This is a genomic window from Cellulosilyticum sp., from assembly GCF_982396655.1.
The window spans coordinates 14,746-30,116 of record NZ_CEVXFV010000029.1; the positions used below are offsets into that span (position 1 = coordinate 14,746).

Consider the following 15,371-nt stretch of genomic DNA (forward strand, 5'->3'; position numbering starts at 1 on the left):
AACAATATGTCTTTTTCCTCCAATGTAAAGAAAGAGCTCACATGTGTACCATTAGGTGCTAGACATTGTATGATTGCGGAAATAGCAGCAATGCTCATTATGGCGGGAGAAATTAAGTATGAAAGTCAGCAGTTTTCTATAAAATTTCAAACTGAAAACGCAGCCATTGCAAGAAAATACTTTACAATGGTTAAAAAAACTTTTAATATAAATACTGAGGTAGTTCTTAAGACGAATAAAAAGTTTCACAAAAAACAAATATATGTACTGAGGCTTAATGATACAAAAGCAGCAGAAAAAATATTACGTGCAACCACATTACTTAAAGAGGAGCATGGAAGAGACACATTAAGAGATTATGTGGATTTAAATGTGATTCAAAGTACGTGTTGCAAAAGAGCTTATCTTAGAGGTGCCTTCTTAGGAGCAGGTTCAGTAAGTGATCCGGAAAAAGGTTATCATTTGGAATTTGTAAATCCTTCCCTTAGGCACGCAGAATTTTTACAAGAAGTAATGACGCTTTTAGAAATGGAACCTAAAGTTGTCCCTCGTAAAAACAACTATGTATTGTACTTAAAAGAGGGAACACAAATTGTTGACTTACTCAACATTATGGGTGCACATATAGCCCTTATGGAGCTTGAGAATGTGCGCATTGTAAAAGAAGTAAGAAATAATGTCAATCGCATTGTAAACTGCGAGACGGCAAATCTAAAAAAAACTGTATCAGCTGCTGTAAGGCAAATGCAAGATATAGAATATGTACAAAATACAATAGGCATCTCAGCATTACCTGAGAACTTACAGCAAGTAGCTACTTATAGATTAGAATACCCAAGTAGTACATTAAAGGAGTTAGGTGAACTGCTTAACCCACCTGTAGGAAAATCAGGCGTTAATCATAGACTTAAAAAAATAAGTGAAATCGCGGAACAATTAAGGGAAACCAGAGGAGGAAATGTAAAATGATTAAAGAAGTACTTAAATTAGAATTAAAGAATGGGTTAGAGGCTAGACCTGCCGCATTATTTGTTCAAATTGCAAGTAAATACGAAAGTCATATTGCAGTAATCGTTAATGAAAAACAAGTTAACGCAAAAAGTATTATGGGTATGATGTCACTTGGTGCTATTAAAGGTCAAGAAATTGAAATCAGAGCTGAAGGTGAAGATGAGAAAGAAGCTGTTGAAGCTTTAATTAAATTCTTAACTACACACGAAGTTGAATAAAAGATAAAAGATAATTTTAAATACATGGTAGTAGAAGAGGACCGCCGGTAATGCGGTCACTACTAGCTGCACTCTACAGAATTTGTGAGCATCTAAAGCTAAAAATTCAAAGAAACGGTGTGAACTCGCTTACGCTCGAACAGCACACCTAAAACCTCTTTGAATTTTTAGCTAAGATGCTCATCAAATTCTTCCGAAGGCAGACTAGCAGTGACCGCATTACCGGCTTTTCTACTATCATCCTATTTTAAATAGAGCGGAGGAGGGCAGAGAAAGAGAATGTCTTCTGCTTGAGAAGAAAATATAGTGTGGTAGCGGCCGCATTACCGGCTTTTCTACTATCATCCTATTTTAAATAAAGTGGAGAAGAGCAGAGAAAGAGAATGTTTTCTGCTTGAGACTTGCGGGGATGAGGTGGAGGCATAGTTTGGGAGAATGGGCATATAGTAGAGATAGAGAGGAGATTTTTGGTAAGTTGTGGCTAGGAGAAGAAGGGGAATGAGATATGGGGAACATAAATATTCTTATGTACGGAGGAGGAAATTGTGAAATAGGTGGGCAGCTAGGTGAAGCATTTGAGAAGATAGATTACATTGCAGATGGTAAGAATGTTAGGGTGTTTGGAAGAGCTCATGTGTTTAATAAGAGCTGTCTTAATATATATGGACGTTTTGAGGAAATTAAAAAATACATAGGCCTTGGTAATAATAGTGGACAAGGAGGAATCTATGAATATTTTTATAATGGAAATCAAACAATTAAGATGTGTGAAATGAAAATACAGCCTGTGACCAATGAGAGCTTTGAAGCGTTTTTAGCTATGGGTAATGAGCGGCTAGAATCAGAAGAAATTGTTTTAATATTGATGGGACAAGGAAATCTGAAGGGGATGTTTATGGATTTTGCCTTAGAGGCACCTGGCGTATTAGGATATGAAAAGATTTTTAAATGCATTGGAGAAGTGCTGTACCCTAGAGTGCCTAGAATTCATTTGGTGATTGATATGGCATGCTGGCATTATATGCAGTTGCCACTTTTATTATTAAGGTATCCATTTTTCAAAAGTGTTTTCATTTATAAAAGACCACAGACTTACGACCTTTTTCCAATCGAGATATTTATTCAAGGCCTAGAATCATTGGGTGTATACGGTAGCTTAAGGCAAAAGGAGATAAGTGGCTATTGGATAGACCTAAGTTCTAGAAAAGCATTTGAGCAAGTTTATATGCTTTGGCGGGCCTATAAGAAAAAGAAGATAGATGTAAGTATACTCGTTCAGTACTATGCCCAGATTGTAATGGCAATTCATACGGGAAATATAGGTGAAAGAGCATTTAAAGAATTAAGTCAGCTGGATGGAAGAGAGGTATTTAACGAGGTTGAGGATTATTTTAGATTAGAATATGGCATAATAGTAGATGAACAAAATTTAAATGAATGGCTAGAGAGTTTAAAAATATGCACAGATTATCATAAGTTGTAGATTTTTGGTAAACATTTCTATATAATAAAATCAGTAAACGAGTTTATTCAAAAGAGGAGGAGTGTAAGAGAACATGAGAACGGCACTAAAGAAAAGCCTAATAAGTTTTGTAGGTTTGATGTTTGTTTGCTGTTTTTATACATTGGCCTATTCTAAGGCACCTGCAACGATTAAAGTAGGCTTAGAATCAGTTTATAAAAACGTAGCAAGCGTGAGCTTGTCAAGTGATTCTAATATACAGATTGGATATTATGATGAGACAGGATTTGATGTAGAAGGCGTTTTAAATGCAAGTGAGGTCACCATTCGCTTAAATAAAAATAACTATTATGATTTAGGTGTGACATTTAGTGAGTTTGATGAGGCAAAGAGTTTTGCGAAGGAACATGGAAATGGCGCAGTACCAGTTTATATCAATGAAGGTGTATATGGTGTATATACTACAAATAATGAAGGTGGCCTAAAAAATGGGCAGAACTTTAATCGCAGTATTGCAGTATATGATAATGCTGGAACATTGCTTTTAATTAGTAATGAGGATATTAAACCACTTGTGATGAGAGGTTATGATATAGCCAGTGGTTTATCATTAACAACAGTAGGTGGTACGAAGAAATATCGTGGTGCCATTGGAATGGGTGGTACATCAGGGCTGACACCATATAATATTCTAGATTTAGAAGAGTATTTATATGGGGTGGTGCCTAAGGAGATGCCAGCTTCATGGCCAGAGGAAGCCTTAAAGGCACAAGCTGTAGCTGCTAGGTCTATTGCAACCTTCCAGTACAATCGTTACGCAAGTAGTGGTTATAATGTAGTAGACACGACGACAACACAAGTTTATGGTGGCTATCTTGCAGAAATGCCATCTACAAATAAAGCCGTTAATGCCACAAGCGGAGAAGTAATTCGTTATAACGGTGCGGTAGCAGAAGCTGTATATTTCTCAACTAGTGGAGGGACGACAGAAGATGCTAAAAATGTGTGGGGCAGTGATGTAGCCTATTTAAAATCAGTAAAAGATACTTATGAGACAGAACCTTCACAAAAACCTTGGACACGTACGATTACCCTTAGTGAGTTAGATAGATGTCTTGCAAACTATGGTGCGAATATAGGTAGCGCAAAAGGCGTGCAAATTGTAAGTCGTACAAATTCGGGGCGTGTACAGGAACTGAATATATTAGGTTCAAATGGCAATTACACTGTAAAGGGTGAAACAATACGTAGCTTCTTTGGAAGTAGCAATGAAGGCTCCTTAAAAAGTAGACTTTTTAGCTTTACAGGAACGATTAATAGTGGCAGTTCAAATACAGTAGCAACCAATAATGAAGTAACCGTTATTTCAGCTAATGGCAAAGATACAATGCCAAGTAAGAATTTGATGGTAATGTCAGCTACGGATTTAGGCACGATTGCAGAGAGCTTTACTGTACAATCTGCTACAGATAAAGTACAGATGACTACCACAGTAAATAATGCTGTGACTGAAACTGTAAATAATGATTTAGAAACAGTATGGGGTGATTTCACCATTTATGGTCAAGGATTTGGACATGGTGTAGGTATGTCACAAAGCGGTGCAAAAGGCATGGCACAAGAAGGATTTTCTTATACAGATATATTAGAATATTACTATATGGGTATTACTGTAGATTAATTTAAACACATACTTGTTGAGTGGTATAGATTTCACATTTATAAAATTTAGTTATTCATAGTTTTTAGTAATGTGAAATCATTGGGAGAAGCTAATTTACTTACATGTATATTTCAAATTTTTAGCTGGTTTCTCTATAATTAAGCGTAAAAATAAATAACCTTATAAGAGAAAAAGGAGTATCTGATGTATTAATTCAGATGCTCCCTTTTCTTTTAGAAATCAAAAAAAAGATTAAATATATTTAATTTTAAAACTTGAAATTATATAATTTATAAAATAAAATATATTATATTATTTTTCAAAAACAAAAGAATGCTCCTAAGAAAAATTATAGGAGAGGAAGTGAACTTTTAAAATAGCAGTAATATATTACTTAGAAGAGCATCAATAGTAAGTTGGGGGAGATTTTATATGATATCAATGAAAGAAATGATTACGAGCCCATTATTAGTTGGTTTAGTTATTGTTGGACTTCTTTATATAATAGGGTTTTCACTTGCTTATTTAAGAAAGGCTTATAAACATTGTTTAGAACTAGGTATTTCAAAAGAGACTGTACATAAGGTAATTAAGTCTAGCCTTGTATTTTCTATTGTACCAAGTTTGTCAGTAGTAGTTGGTTTGTTTGCCATTATACCTGTATTGGGAACTGTATGGAGTTGGTGGCGCCTTTCAGTGATTGGGTCATTATCTTATGAAACGATGATTTCAAGTAGTGTGGCTTCAGCTTTACATTTTGAGACAAGTGCGCAAATGCTTGAACAAGCTACAGGGCAGCAGTTTGGCATTGTGATGATTTTAATGAGTGTTGGGATGTTAAGTGGTTTCTTAATCCTCATTCCTTTTGGTAAAAAGCTTGCTATGAGCGTTAATAAGTCAGAAAGTGCAAGTAGCTGGAAATATGTATTAAGTGGGACGTTTATGCTATGTTTATTCGCAGTATATATTCCAGTGTTATTAATTGGAGATACCATTCAAGCAGCTGTTATGCTGACAGGCCTTGTAATTGCCCTTATCCTTGGGGGGCTTTCTAAAAAGCCAAAGCTTAAGTGGCTTGGGGAATTTATTATGGCGGTTTCTATGATTGGTGGAATGATTTCTTCTCTTTTATGGACAAAGATTTTTTAGGAGGTTAATATGATGCGTCAAGAAAAAGGTAAAATTCAAATCACAGACTCCTTTCAAATTTGGTGTCATAAATGGGGGCGAATAGGCACTGTAATTGCTTTAGTTTATATGATTGCTTTACCATTTATTGTCCTTAGATATTATGATTGTATGCCTAAATTTGAGGAAGTGTTTAATCTTAGCACCATTAGTATTTTAATGATTTATATTCCAGTTGGTTTTTCAGAAGCTATTAGCTATACACCAATTTTAGGGTCTTCTTCGTATTTGACCTTTATTACGGGGAATATTATGAATTTAAAACTACCATGTGCAGTAAATGCCATGAAACTTGCAAATAAAGAAGCTAATTCACCAGAGGGTGAAGCAATTGCATCTGTTGCCGTTGCAGTATGTTCTATTATGACAGTACTGATTATTGCATTAGCAGCTTTAATGAGTACATGGATTAGTCCAATCTTTGAATTACCAGCCGTTAAAACAGCTTCTAATTATTTAATTCCAGCCTTATTTGGTTCGTTGACATTAGGCTTATTTGCAAGTACAAAATCAGGCAAAAAGGTTGTAAAAAATGGGGTTATGGGTGTAGTACCCGTACTGATTATTGTTACGATTTTGGCATTAGTTGCTCGCTTTTTTGCCGGAATATCTTTATTTGGTATGATTGGTTTTCTAATTCTCTTTATGTTGCCAATCGCTATTATTTCATCACGTATTATGTGGAAAAAGGGAATTATTAAAGTAGAGGACCAAGAAGAAGTTTGAATACATAAAAATCGGTATTACGGCGTTATTCAGTAATACCGATTTTTTATATAAATAACCGTTTAATTTATTCTTATTAATGATGCATGTGGTATATTAAATAGAATTTTTTGATAGATTATTCTATAATAGAAATGATTATAAGATTGGAAGATATTTCAAGTAAAGGCGGCTTTGCGTTTTAGGGGGGATTAAGATGAGTAATTGGTGTATTGAGCGTGCTAAATATATAACGACGTATTTAGAAACAAATAAAGAAAGTGAGGAAAGTGAAAAATTAAAGTTTGCAAAGGCTGTAGGGTATTATTTAAGTCATAGGACACCGGTAGTGCTTGAAAATAACTTATTGGCAGGGACAATGACGTATAAAAAATGGGGAACGCACTTGTATCCTGAAATAGGTGACTTGTCTATTTGGCGTAATTTGAGAAGGCAGGAGCTTACAGCTGGAGAAGTACAGCTGCTAAATGAGCAGATTTTTCCTTACTGGATGGAGCGAGATTTTACAACATATTATGATGAGAAATGCAAAGAAGTAAAGCAGCTTAAGGCATTTAAAGATCAAGGGTTTTGTGAAATAAGTGTATATAGAGGTTTTGTGCCCGATTTTAAGAGACTATTAGATGAGGGCCTTATCAAGTTATTAAAGGAAGCTAATGACAAGGCAGTGGCAATTAGAACGAAAATGCCAGCCTTGGAGGAACATTTGCTGGCAGAGGCGAAGGCACAAGTAGTGTTTTATGAAAGTGTAAAGGCTATTGGAGAGGGACTTTTAGAGTATGTAAAGCATTTAGGAGAACATGCAAGGGGGCTAAGTGAAAAAGCTACTGATGAATTACAAAAGCAAATTTATTTAAAGATGGCAAGAAATTGTGAGGAGATCCCCTTTCAAGGTGCTAAAAGTTTTGACCAGGCAGTGCAGAGTATATGGTTTTCAGTGATTGCTATGGGGGCAGAGTGTGATCTTAAAGGGATGAGTTTAGGACGACTTGACCAAATATTACAGCCTTACTATGAAAGAGATTTGCTAGAAGGAAGGATTACAGAGGAGGAAGCACTTATACTGGTTAAGGAGTTATGTCTGAAGCTATATTATAGCGAAAGAGATAAGAAGGAGAACAGTATAGGTATAACGATAGGTGGTATTAATGCCTTAGGTGAAGATGGGATAAATGCAGTGACTTATTTGTTTTTAAGGGTTATAAGTAGTTTAAAAGGAGAATTCCCTATCATAACAGCCAGAGTACATAGAGAAAAGAATGAACCAAGCTATATGAGTAGAGTGAGTGAATGTGTAGGAGAAAGAGTGGTCTTACAAGAAGATATGGCGTGTATTAAATGGCTGGTAGGAAAAGGAATAAGCTTAAAAAATAGCCGAAACTATGTTGGACTAGTAGGGGGAATCTTAGGTATACCTGGATTAAGTTATGAAGGATGTCAAAAGTTAAGTATTGATTTGAAAAAGATATTGAGTTTAGCCATAAATAATGGGAGACAACAGATGACAGGAGGGAGACAATGGGGGCCTTTAACTGGAGAAGCGGAGAATTTTGAGTGTATGTTAGATTTTATAGAGGCCTTTAAGAAGCAAGGGGCGTGGTTAGTTGAAAGAAGTATAGCATGTTTAGAAGCAGCAGATCAGGTGGCAATAGAAAGGCTACAATGGCCATTTGCATCATTATTCTTTAGAGGATGTATGGAAAGAGGAGAAGATATTATAGCTGGTGGAAGTATTTATGCAGATATTGCTATAAGATACAATGAGTGTGAAGAAGTGGTAAAGCTATTAGCTTATGTTGCACAGAATATAGATAAGGCGGAGAATAGACGGCTTGCTATAAGAAGTTTAAAAAAAGCCGAGGTATATAAGATGGATGTACTTAATATTAATATAAGTACAGAAGTAGTGCTAAAACATAAAAAATGGCTAAGTGCTTTTTTACAAGATTTACTAAAGGGCTACAGTAATTCACGAGGCGGTAGGTACTTTTTGAATATGCAATAGGGCTTAGGGGGGAGAGTCTATGAGTAAATTTTTAGAAGTACTGATGGGAAGAAGATTATTAACTAAAAAACAAGAAAAGCTTTTAGCGGCATTAAATGAAAAAGGTAAAGAAGCTTTTTTTAAGAATCTGTTAGAGGTGATGTATTTAAAGTCTTCTAAGGATGAGGCCTATAGAAAAAGCATAGAAAATTTTTCGGCGACTTATGTTTTTGAGGGGGAAGGAAAATATGATGTGGTGTATTTTAAAAGAGGAAAATTAATGCTCTCTCAAAAAGAACTAAAAGGAGAACCTGACTTTAAGGTAGCATTTAAAGATGAAAAGGGACTTTATAAATTTTTGCTAGGGGAAGATAAGGAGTATGAGGATATACTTCAGAGCAATGATATTAGTTATAAAGGTAATATTAATTATATAAGAAGATTTACCTTTATGGCACGAGAAGCACTTATAAGTTAAATAATGAGGGAATCTGAAATGTTTCAATTTATTTCAGGTTCCCTTATTTAGTAATTTAATTCCCTCTTTTTTTATGGCTTGATAGTTATAGGGGGAAATGCTATTATTTATAGTAGATTTTAGCAAATGACAGGGACGTAATGTCATATTTACTAGAAAATAAATACCACAAAATGATCCGATAAGTATGATGAAAGCTTATTGTAGGGACAAAGGGTATATAAACATATAGGAGAGCGTTATGAAAACATCAGATTTTTACTTTGACTTACCAGAATCACAGATTGCACAAGTACCACTTAAAGATCGTACAACTTCTAGACTTATGGTGCTAGATAAGGTAACAGGTGAAACAAAACACCAGCATTTTTATGATATTATCGATTATCTTAATGAAGGGGATTGCTTAGTACTTAATAACACACGAGTTATTCCGGCGCGTTTATTTGGTGCACGTCCTTCAGGCGGTAAGGTAGAATTCTTACTTCTTACACGTAAAGATGAGAAACGTTGGGAAGTACTTGTAAAACCAGGTAAAAAGGCTAAGATTGGCGATCAGATTATCTTTGGTGAAGGCCTTTTAACGGCTACTGTAGAAGAAATCATTGAAGATGGTAAACGTATTGTAAGCTTTGATTATGAAGGAATCTTTGAAGAAGTATTAGATAGACTAGGGGAAATGCCACTTCCACCTTACATTCATGAGAAGTTAGAGGATAAAGAGCGTTATCAGACAGTTTATTCTAAAAATGAAGGAAGTGCAGCTGCACCGACAGCCGGTCTTCACTTTACCAAGGAACTTTTAGCTAAGATTGAAGCAAAGGGTGTAAAAATTGCTTATGTTACACTTCACGTAGGGCTTGGTACATTCAGACCTGTTAAGGTAGAAGATGTCTTAGAGCATGAGATGCACTCAGAGTTTTATATCATTGAAGAAGATGATGCTAAAATTATTAATGAAACAAAAGCAGCTGGTGGCAGAATTATTCCAGTAGGTACAACAAGTACACGTACATTAGAATCTAATGCAGATGCAAACGGTATGATTAAGGCTGGTAGCGGTTGGACAAATATCTTTATTTATCCAGGTTATACCTTTAAATGTATTGATGCCCTTATTACAAATTTCCACTTACCAGAATCTACACTTATTATGCTTGTAAGTGCCCTAGCTGGTAAAGAACATGTACTTGCAGCTTATAATGAAGCAGTAAAAGAGGGATATCGTTTCTTTAGTTTTGGAGATGCAATGTTTATTAAATAGATATATTTATTAAATCGAAGTGAAATTAGGGAGAGAAAGATGAAAGTACAATTAAAAGAAACATACGAAGTAGAAATAGATGATATAGATTTTTCTAGTCATATGAGCTTAATAGGTATGGCAAAGTATATGCAAAATATTGCTGCCCATCATGCAACAGAGCTTGGATTTGATTACTACAAAAATGGAACAGAACCTAAGTATTATTGGGTTTTATCAAGAGTAAAGTATGTACTTCATAAAAGCATCAAATGGCAGGATAAGTTTAGCTTAACAACTTATCCTGGAGGCTGTGATAAGTTATTTGCAGTAAGGCTTTTTGATATTAGAGATGAAAACAATCAGCCTATAGGCCATATTATTGGTGATTATATTTTAATTGATACAGCTAAAAAACGCCCTACACGTATTACGGCAAAAGAACCTGTTTTTGAAGTGCTTAATTTCAAATATGAAGGAGAGCAGCTAGATAAACTGGCACTACCGGAAAATATTATTGCAAGAGAAAGACGCAAAGCACGTTATTCAGAGATTGATGTAAATGGGCATATGAATAATACACAATATATTAAATGGATTTTAGATATGCTGCCATTAGAAACACATAAAGAAAAAGCAGTTGAAACTTTGCAGATTAATTATAATACTTCTGTGATGTATCAGGATGAGGTTGAGGTTGTTATAGGAAATGCTGAAGATGAAGGCTATCTTGTAGCAGGAATGAGCATAGATGGCAAGACAAATTATTTCACAGCCTATATGACACTTAAAGCACGAGAGGAATAAAAAAATAGCCGCACTACTAATAGTTAGTATGCGGCTGTTTTTTTCTACACTGAAAGTCTAAGGCCATATAAGGACTTGAATCTTGTAGGGCGCAGCAGTAGATGAGCTGGTTAGAAGAAAGGTCATAAATAAGCAGATAGTTTGCATAAGAAGGATGGGTTGGCGAAAAAGTAAGTAATGTTAGAAACTCATTTTGCAATGTAGCCTTAATGAGTAACAGATTGTCTTCAGGAAGAGGAAGCTGACCAGAAGCGATAGGCCTGTCAAGAGACATATCTAACTGCGCATACTTTAAGTTGCTGTTATTTAAATGTAAAGCTATTGTTTGAAGTCCTTGAGATACAAGAAATGAAGGGGTGAAATCAAGTTTGATAAATTCTTTGGAAGTATGTGTCATATCAATGTGTATGACGCCTTCTTGAGTCGTAAAAAAGATGTGCCCTTCAGCATTTAAACTTGACTGTTCCTTATAAATGGTAAGAGGAGATGTCTGAAATTGAATAGAATCTATTACCTGAAGACTTGCAGCATCTACTATATAGCATATCCCCATATATTCTCCTACAATATCCCCTAATAAATAATAGACAGTGTTTTTTCGTACAACATGATTAAGATAAAACTTTTCAAGTGGTAGAATAGTGTCCTTTGGAAATCTTACTGTATGCGTAGCTTGATCAATAAAGTAAATCTGAGATAAGTTGCCTATAGGCGCTATAATCTCGTAATCTGCATCCTTATAATAATTATAAAAATAATTTAAAGGGATATGAGGCGTTATCTGGGTATTAATTGTTTGTAAAATGGACTGTTGTTGCTTGCGTGGCATAAAACCCTCTGTATAACTGGCGAATCTTGTGGGAACCAGGGTAAGATGATCATTCTTTAAAGCATAGCAGCGTACATAATTTTGATCACTATAGTAGAGGTTTATATCAAGAAGCTCCATTTGCTTAGGTGTAAGTAGATTAATAAGTGGCGTAAGCAGTGGCGTCGTATGGGGATTACAAAAAAGAAATCCCCGTGTAAGTACAAGTATGGATAGGATACCAATAAAGAGAAGAAAATGTTTTTTAGTGTGTAATAACTGCATAGATTACCAAACCTTTTCTGGATTAAAACCATAAATTTGTAGTACTTCTAAAAGAGGGCTACTAGCCAAACTTTTAGGGGTGACAAAAAGACCATCTTGTGCATCTAAATCATAGCCAAACTGATAAAAAGCTTGCCATATTAAAAGTGCACATTGTGTTTTTGTAGGAATCAGTGAGGAATCTGAATCTTTTTGAGCTAATAAATGATAGGTAGCACTTTGAAGGTTTGCATAGGCCGTATGAGAGATGCGATTTAATTGTTCTAAGGAGGTATTTTTTAAACGCATCATCTTAAATGTAGGATAATACTGCCATTTGCTAATGTTTTGAAGTGCACAGCCAGAGCCCATATGAATAGCTTCTAATGTTTTGCCATGGGCTTCATCAACGACAAGGCCACAGTGGCCATGATGCCAGAAGGCAGAATGAGCCGCCTTAGTAAATAGAATATAGCCATTGTGATAAGGACCAAGTTCAAAACCGATTGTATCTAAGCCATTTTGGTCAATGAGTCGTTCTTCGAAGGTGACAGGAAATATATATAGCCAACGTACTTTTTTCTTCTTGAGATAGTTAGCTTGAAATTTTAGCATTTTTTCTGTAAAATGAGGCATGGTTTGAAGTTCCTGTGTAAGGGGCTTTGCAATGCCAGTTTGCGTATAAATAAGGGCATAATCTTCATCTGTAAGCGTGCTCTTTGTAAGAATAGGAGAAAGATCTATGGCATTCACGCTAGGGGTATAAAATGCATTATGCACCGTGATATAAAAAGAAGCTGTAAGGCAAAAAACAATGATTAATAAGCTATATTTTTTTAAGGACAAGATAAAGCCCCCTTATGATACGAAATATAATCATCAATAGTATTGTTACAATATATCAAAAGTTTAACACATTAGCGTATAAATTATAGATGGTTTATGATAAAATCTTAATACCAACAGTACAAGGAGATAAATAATGAGCAGTAAAGAAACATTAATTAAAGATATTTTAAGTATCCGTAGAAGATTAAGCCGTATCCCGACGGATGAAACAAGGGAAATTGAGAGATTTGAAGAGCAGCTTAGTAAATCTCTAAGACGTGTCGACCAAGTAAGTTACCTTGCAAAGAAATTTGACTATGAAGAATTAGAAGCAACTAAAGAATCTTACCAAGGTTTATAAAAAGCATTTAGGTTTATATAAGGGGCTATTACAGCCCCTTTTCTTAGGAGGAGAAAGTTTTATGAAAGGTAAAGTGATAGGGCCAGGCCAAATAAAGGACTTTAAATGTATAGGTGCAGCTTGTGAGGATACGTGTTGTGCAGGGTGGTACATTGGCATTGATGAGGCAACTTTTAAAAAGTATAAAAAAGTCAAAGATCCAGTGATGAAAAAACGCTTTGATAAAGAATTAGTTGCAAAGGGTGCATCTGTGGAACATGCAGCTAAGATTAAACTCAAAAACAATCGTTGTGCCTTTTTATCAAAAGAAGGCTGGTGTGATATTTTCACCCAGCTAGGTGAAAGTTACTTAAGTGAAACATGTACATTGTTTCCGCGTACTTTTAATGAGGTAGGCGAGCATGTGGAATATTCTATTGCCCTTTCTTGTCCAGAAGCAGCAAGAATGATTTTATTAAATGAAGCGGGCTTTAAGCTTGAAGGAGTAGAAGCACCCAATCATTATAAAGTAAGTGGAAAACTGCCTATAAACGAAAAGAAACCTCAAAAATGGCAAGACTATTTATTAGAGATTCGTAGTATATTAATGGGGCTTATTCAGAATAGAAATAAGTGCTTCTTTGAGCGATTTAGTGATGTTGAAGACTTTCTGCTTAAGTTAGATAGTGTAAGCCGTAAACAAAGTGTAAAAGAAATACAAAACCTTTTAGTAGCATATAAGGACTTAGATAAGCTACCAGCTTCTTTAAATCATCCTTTTAAAGATAAATGGAAAAACAAAGCACTAGCGCTTGTCATGAAGCTAAAAGTTTTACGTTGCGAGAAGAAATGGCCTTCAACCTTTTATGAAAATAGCTATAATGACTTGCTTGAAGGTTTAAATTTAGTAGAAAAAGATGACTTAAGGGCTGCTAAAGTGTGTCTTGAAAAAGGAGAAAAAAATTATTTGGAGCCTTTTATGAAGACACATGGCTATATTTTAGAAAATTATTTTGCAAACTATATATTTGAGCGCCTAGTACCATTAGATGGTGAAAATGTATTAGAAAGCTTAACAAAGCTTGAAATTTATAAGCATCTTATTTTTACCCATTTAATTGCTATGGGAAATGTCAAAGAAAAAATAGATGCACATGAAGTGGTGGCATTTATTCAGGCGTTTTCAAAAGTTTTTGACCACAATGAAATTTATATGTATAAGTTACTTAAGCTTGAAAAAGCATCTAAGCAGTAAATGATAAAAATACAAAGCACTAACATTTAAAGCAGTGCTAAAAAGGAGTTAATATGGAACAACAATTACAAGGCTGTACAGCAGAAGAAATCTTTGAAAAAGTAGGCGAAGGGAAAACACTTAATACAAAAAAGAATATTTTAGAATACATGGATAAAATGCGTGAACTTAGTAAAAGTGGTGCATTAGATGAAGAGCAGATTAAAGAAGTATATGAATTCATCGAAAATAACATTATGGCAATGAGTGAAACAGTTAAAGCTAATACAATTGTTTACCTCAAAAATGAACTCAAACTTAAACTTGGTAAGTTTGCAAAAGTAAGTGCTACAAAAGATAATGCTTTTATCACTTTCTTCAAACAAACTTATGAGAGTAGTGTTAAAACAAAAGAATACACATGGGTACTTGCAGACCAAACTAAAATTAGAGAACAACAGATTTTAGATACTTTAAAAACAATCAATACTTACTGTTTCAAATCAAGACTTACAGATAGTGAGAAAAAGGATATCTATCCTATGATTGAACGTATCGTTGATACTCAGAATGTAAGACTTATTAATCAAATAAGAAGTATGGAAGGGATTCGTAAAGCATTTAGAATTAAAGTTGTGGAAGAAGAGCATCGTTATAAAATTATTAAGATAAAGAGATAATAGTGAGATAGGTGGAAAGGTCCGCAGGGGCATCCACTAGTGACTAGCTGCACTCTCCGCAATTTGTGATAGTTTAAGCTTGAATATTAAAGGAACGGCAGAATTGAGTGCGTTGGAATATGATAAAAGTACTTTTAATATATTATTAGCACATCGACCTGAACTATTTGAAACCTATGTGAAAGAGGAGATGGACTTAGTGCTTACGGGACATGCACATGGCGGGCAGATAAGGCTGCCTTTAATTGGAGGACTTGTTGCACCAAATCAAGGCTTATTACCTAAATATACAAGTGGTAAGTTTGTAGAAAATGAAACAGCTATGATAGTAAGTAGAGGCATTGGCAATAGTACTTTCCCATTTAGAGTCAATAATAGACTAGAGCTGGTAGTTGTTTCATTACATTAAAAAAGACGTTCCTAATTTTGGTACGTCT

General features: G+C 34.9%; 16 protein-coding genes. 14 read left to right on the forward strand and 2 right to left on the reverse strand.

What is annotated here, in order from left to right; all coding sequences use genetic code 11:
- Positions 1-6: 6 nt before the first annotated feature.
- The 10 genes from whiA (at position 7) to AC1VAQ_RS12725 (ending at position 10,780) form a co-directional block, all read left to right on the forward strand.
- A complete protein-coding gene (whiA, locus tag AC1VAQ_RS12680; protein WP_302597613.1) occupies positions 7-969 on the forward strand; it encodes a DNA-binding protein WhiA in 963 nt (320 codons plus the stop codon).
- Positions 966-1,229, forward strand: coding sequence for an HPr family phosphocarrier protein (locus AC1VAQ_RS12685; RefSeq protein ID WP_302597614.1), 264 nt, complete (start codon positions 966-968; stop codon positions 1,227-1,229). The genes whiA and AC1VAQ_RS12685 overlap by 4 nt, the downstream gene beginning before the upstream one ends.
- A gap of 505 nt (positions 1,230-1,734) precedes the next feature.
- On the forward strand, positions 1,735-2,712 hold the full coding sequence (locus AC1VAQ_RS12690) for a hypothetical protein (protein WP_302597615.1): 978 nt from the start codon (positions 1,735-1,737) through the stop codon (positions 2,710-2,712).
- 73 nt (positions 2,713-2,785) lie between these two features.
- Entirely contained in the window at positions 2,786-4,372 is a 1,587-nt protein-coding gene (locus AC1VAQ_RS12695; protein WP_479903981.1) for a SpoIID/LytB domain-containing protein, read from the forward strand.
- Positions 4,373-4,786: 414 nt separating this feature from the next.
- The gene (locus AC1VAQ_RS12700; RefSeq protein ID WP_302597618.1) at positions 4,787-5,503 is read left to right on the forward strand and encodes a DUF5058 family protein; all 717 of its coding nucleotides are present in this window, start codon (positions 4,787-4,789) and stop codon (positions 5,501-5,503) included.
- Between the two features lie 9 nt (positions 5,504-5,512).
- Positions 5,513-6,268 carry a hypothetical protein gene (locus tag AC1VAQ_RS12705; protein ID WP_302597619.1) on the forward strand — a complete coding sequence of 252 codons (756 nt, stop codon included), beginning with the start codon at positions 5,513-5,515 and terminating at the stop codon, positions 6,266-6,268.
- A gap of 196 nt (positions 6,269-6,464) precedes the next feature.
- Positions 6,465-8,273: a pyruvate formate lyase family protein gene (locus AC1VAQ_RS12710; RefSeq protein WP_302597620.1), complete on the forward strand. Its 1,809-nt coding sequence runs from the start codon at positions 6,465-6,467 to the stop codon at positions 8,271-8,273.
- Between the two features lie 19 nt (positions 8,274-8,292).
- Positions 8,293-8,730 (forward strand): hypothetical protein, encoded by a 438-nt coding sequence (locus AC1VAQ_RS12715; protein WP_302597622.1) that lies wholly within the window; start codon positions 8,293-8,295, stop codon positions 8,728-8,730.
- A gap of 241 nt (positions 8,731-8,971) precedes the next feature.
- On the forward strand, positions 8,972-9,994 hold the full coding sequence (gene queA, locus AC1VAQ_RS12720; protein WP_302597623.1) for a tRNA preQ1(34) S-adenosylmethionine ribosyltransferase-isomerase QueA: 1,023 nt from the start codon (positions 8,972-8,974) through the stop codon (positions 9,992-9,994).
- A gap of 39 nt (positions 9,995-10,033) precedes the next feature.
- The gene (locus tag AC1VAQ_RS12725; protein ID WP_302597625.1) at positions 10,034-10,780 is read left to right on the forward strand and encodes an acyl-[acyl-carrier-protein] thioesterase; all 747 of its coding nucleotides are present in this window, start codon (positions 10,034-10,036) and stop codon (positions 10,778-10,780) included.
- A gap of 16 nt (positions 10,781-10,796) precedes the next feature.
- On the opposite strand, the gene AC1VAQ_RS12730 is transcribed toward AC1VAQ_RS12725, so the two are convergent.
- Positions 10,797-11,609 (reverse strand): hypothetical protein, encoded by an 813-nt coding sequence (locus tag AC1VAQ_RS12730; protein WP_302597627.1) that lies wholly within the window; start codon positions 11,607-11,609, stop codon positions 10,797-10,799.
- Positions 11,610-11,876: 267 nt separating this feature from the next.
- Positions 11,877-12,698 (reverse strand): hypothetical protein, encoded by an 822-nt coding sequence (locus tag AC1VAQ_RS12735; protein WP_302597628.1) that lies wholly within the window; start codon positions 12,696-12,698, stop codon positions 11,877-11,879.
- 136 nt (positions 12,699-12,834) lie between these two features.
- Here AC1VAQ_RS12735 and AC1VAQ_RS12740 point away from each other — a divergent pair, with 136 nt between their 5' ends.
- The 4 genes from AC1VAQ_RS12740 (at position 12,835) to AC1VAQ_RS12755 (ending at position 15,343) form a co-directional block, all read left to right on the forward strand.
- A complete protein-coding gene (locus AC1VAQ_RS12740) occupies positions 12,835-13,041 on the forward strand; it encodes a hypothetical protein (RefSeq protein WP_302597629.1) in 207 nt (68 codons plus the stop codon).
- 61 nt (positions 13,042-13,102) lie between these two features.
- Positions 13,103-14,275 carry a flagellin lysine-N-methylase gene (gene fliB / locus AC1VAQ_RS12745; RefSeq protein ID WP_302597630.1) on the forward strand — a complete coding sequence of 391 codons (1,173 nt, stop codon included), beginning with the start codon at positions 13,103-13,105 and terminating at the stop codon, positions 14,273-14,275.
- Between the two features lie 53 nt (positions 14,276-14,328).
- On the forward strand, positions 14,329-14,934 hold the full coding sequence (locus tag AC1VAQ_RS12750) for a hypothetical protein (protein ID WP_302597631.1): 606 nt from the start codon (positions 14,329-14,331) through the stop codon (positions 14,932-14,934).
- 79 nt (positions 14,935-15,013) lie between these two features.
- On the forward strand, positions 15,014-15,343 hold the full coding sequence (locus AC1VAQ_RS12755) for a hypothetical protein (RefSeq protein WP_479903982.1): 330 nt from the start codon (positions 15,014-15,016) through the stop codon (positions 15,341-15,343).
- The last annotated feature ends 28 nt before the right edge of the window (positions 15,344-15,371 follow it).

Coding starts and splice junctions, on each gene's coding strand:
- AC1VAQ_RS12750 (WP_302597631.1), top strand. CDS start 14,329: ATGGAACAACAATTACAAGGCTGTACAGCAGAAGAAATCTTTGAAAAA.
- AC1VAQ_RS12725 (WP_302597625.1), top strand. CDS start 10,034: ATGAAAGTACAATTAAAAGAAACATACGAAGTAGAAATAGATGATATA.
- AC1VAQ_RS12715 (WP_302597622.1), top strand. CDS start 8,293: ATGAGTAAATTTTTAGAAGTACTGATGGGAAGAAGATTATTAACTAAA.
- AC1VAQ_RS12705 (WP_302597619.1), top strand. CDS start 5,513: ATGATGCGTCAAGAAAAAGGTAAAATTCAAATCACAGACTCCTTTCAA.
- AC1VAQ_RS12710 (WP_302597620.1), top strand. CDS start 6,465: ATGAGTAATTGGTGTATTGAGCGTGCTAAATATATAACGACGTATTTA.
- queA (WP_302597623.1), top strand. CDS start 8,972: ATGAAAACATCAGATTTTTACTTTGACTTACCAGAATCACAGATTGCA.
- fliB (WP_302597630.1), top strand. CDS start 13,103: ATGAAAGGTAAAGTGATAGGGCCAGGCCAAATAAAGGACTTTAAATGT.
- AC1VAQ_RS12695 (WP_479903981.1), top strand. CDS start 2,786: ATGAGAACGGCACTAAAGAAAAGCCTAATAAGTTTTGTAGGTTTGATG.
- AC1VAQ_RS12690 (WP_302597615.1), top strand. CDS start 1,735: ATGGGGAACATAAATATTCTTATGTACGGAGGAGGAAATTGTGAAATA.
- AC1VAQ_RS12730 (WP_302597627.1), bottom strand. CDS start 11,609: ATGCCACGCAAGCAACAACAGTCCATTTTACAAACAATTAATACCCAG.
- whiA (WP_302597613.1), top strand. CDS start 7: ATGTCTTTTTCCTCCAATGTAAAGAAAGAGCTCACATGTGTACCATTA.
- AC1VAQ_RS12700 (WP_302597618.1), top strand. CDS start 4,787: ATGATATCAATGAAAGAAATGATTACGAGCCCATTATTAGTTGGTTTA.
- AC1VAQ_RS12740 (WP_302597629.1), top strand. CDS start 12,835: ATGAGCAGTAAAGAAACATTAATTAAAGATATTTTAAGTATCCGTAGA.
- AC1VAQ_RS12685 (WP_302597614.1), top strand. CDS start 966: ATGATTAAAGAAGTACTTAAATTAGAATTAAAGAATGGGTTAGAGGCT.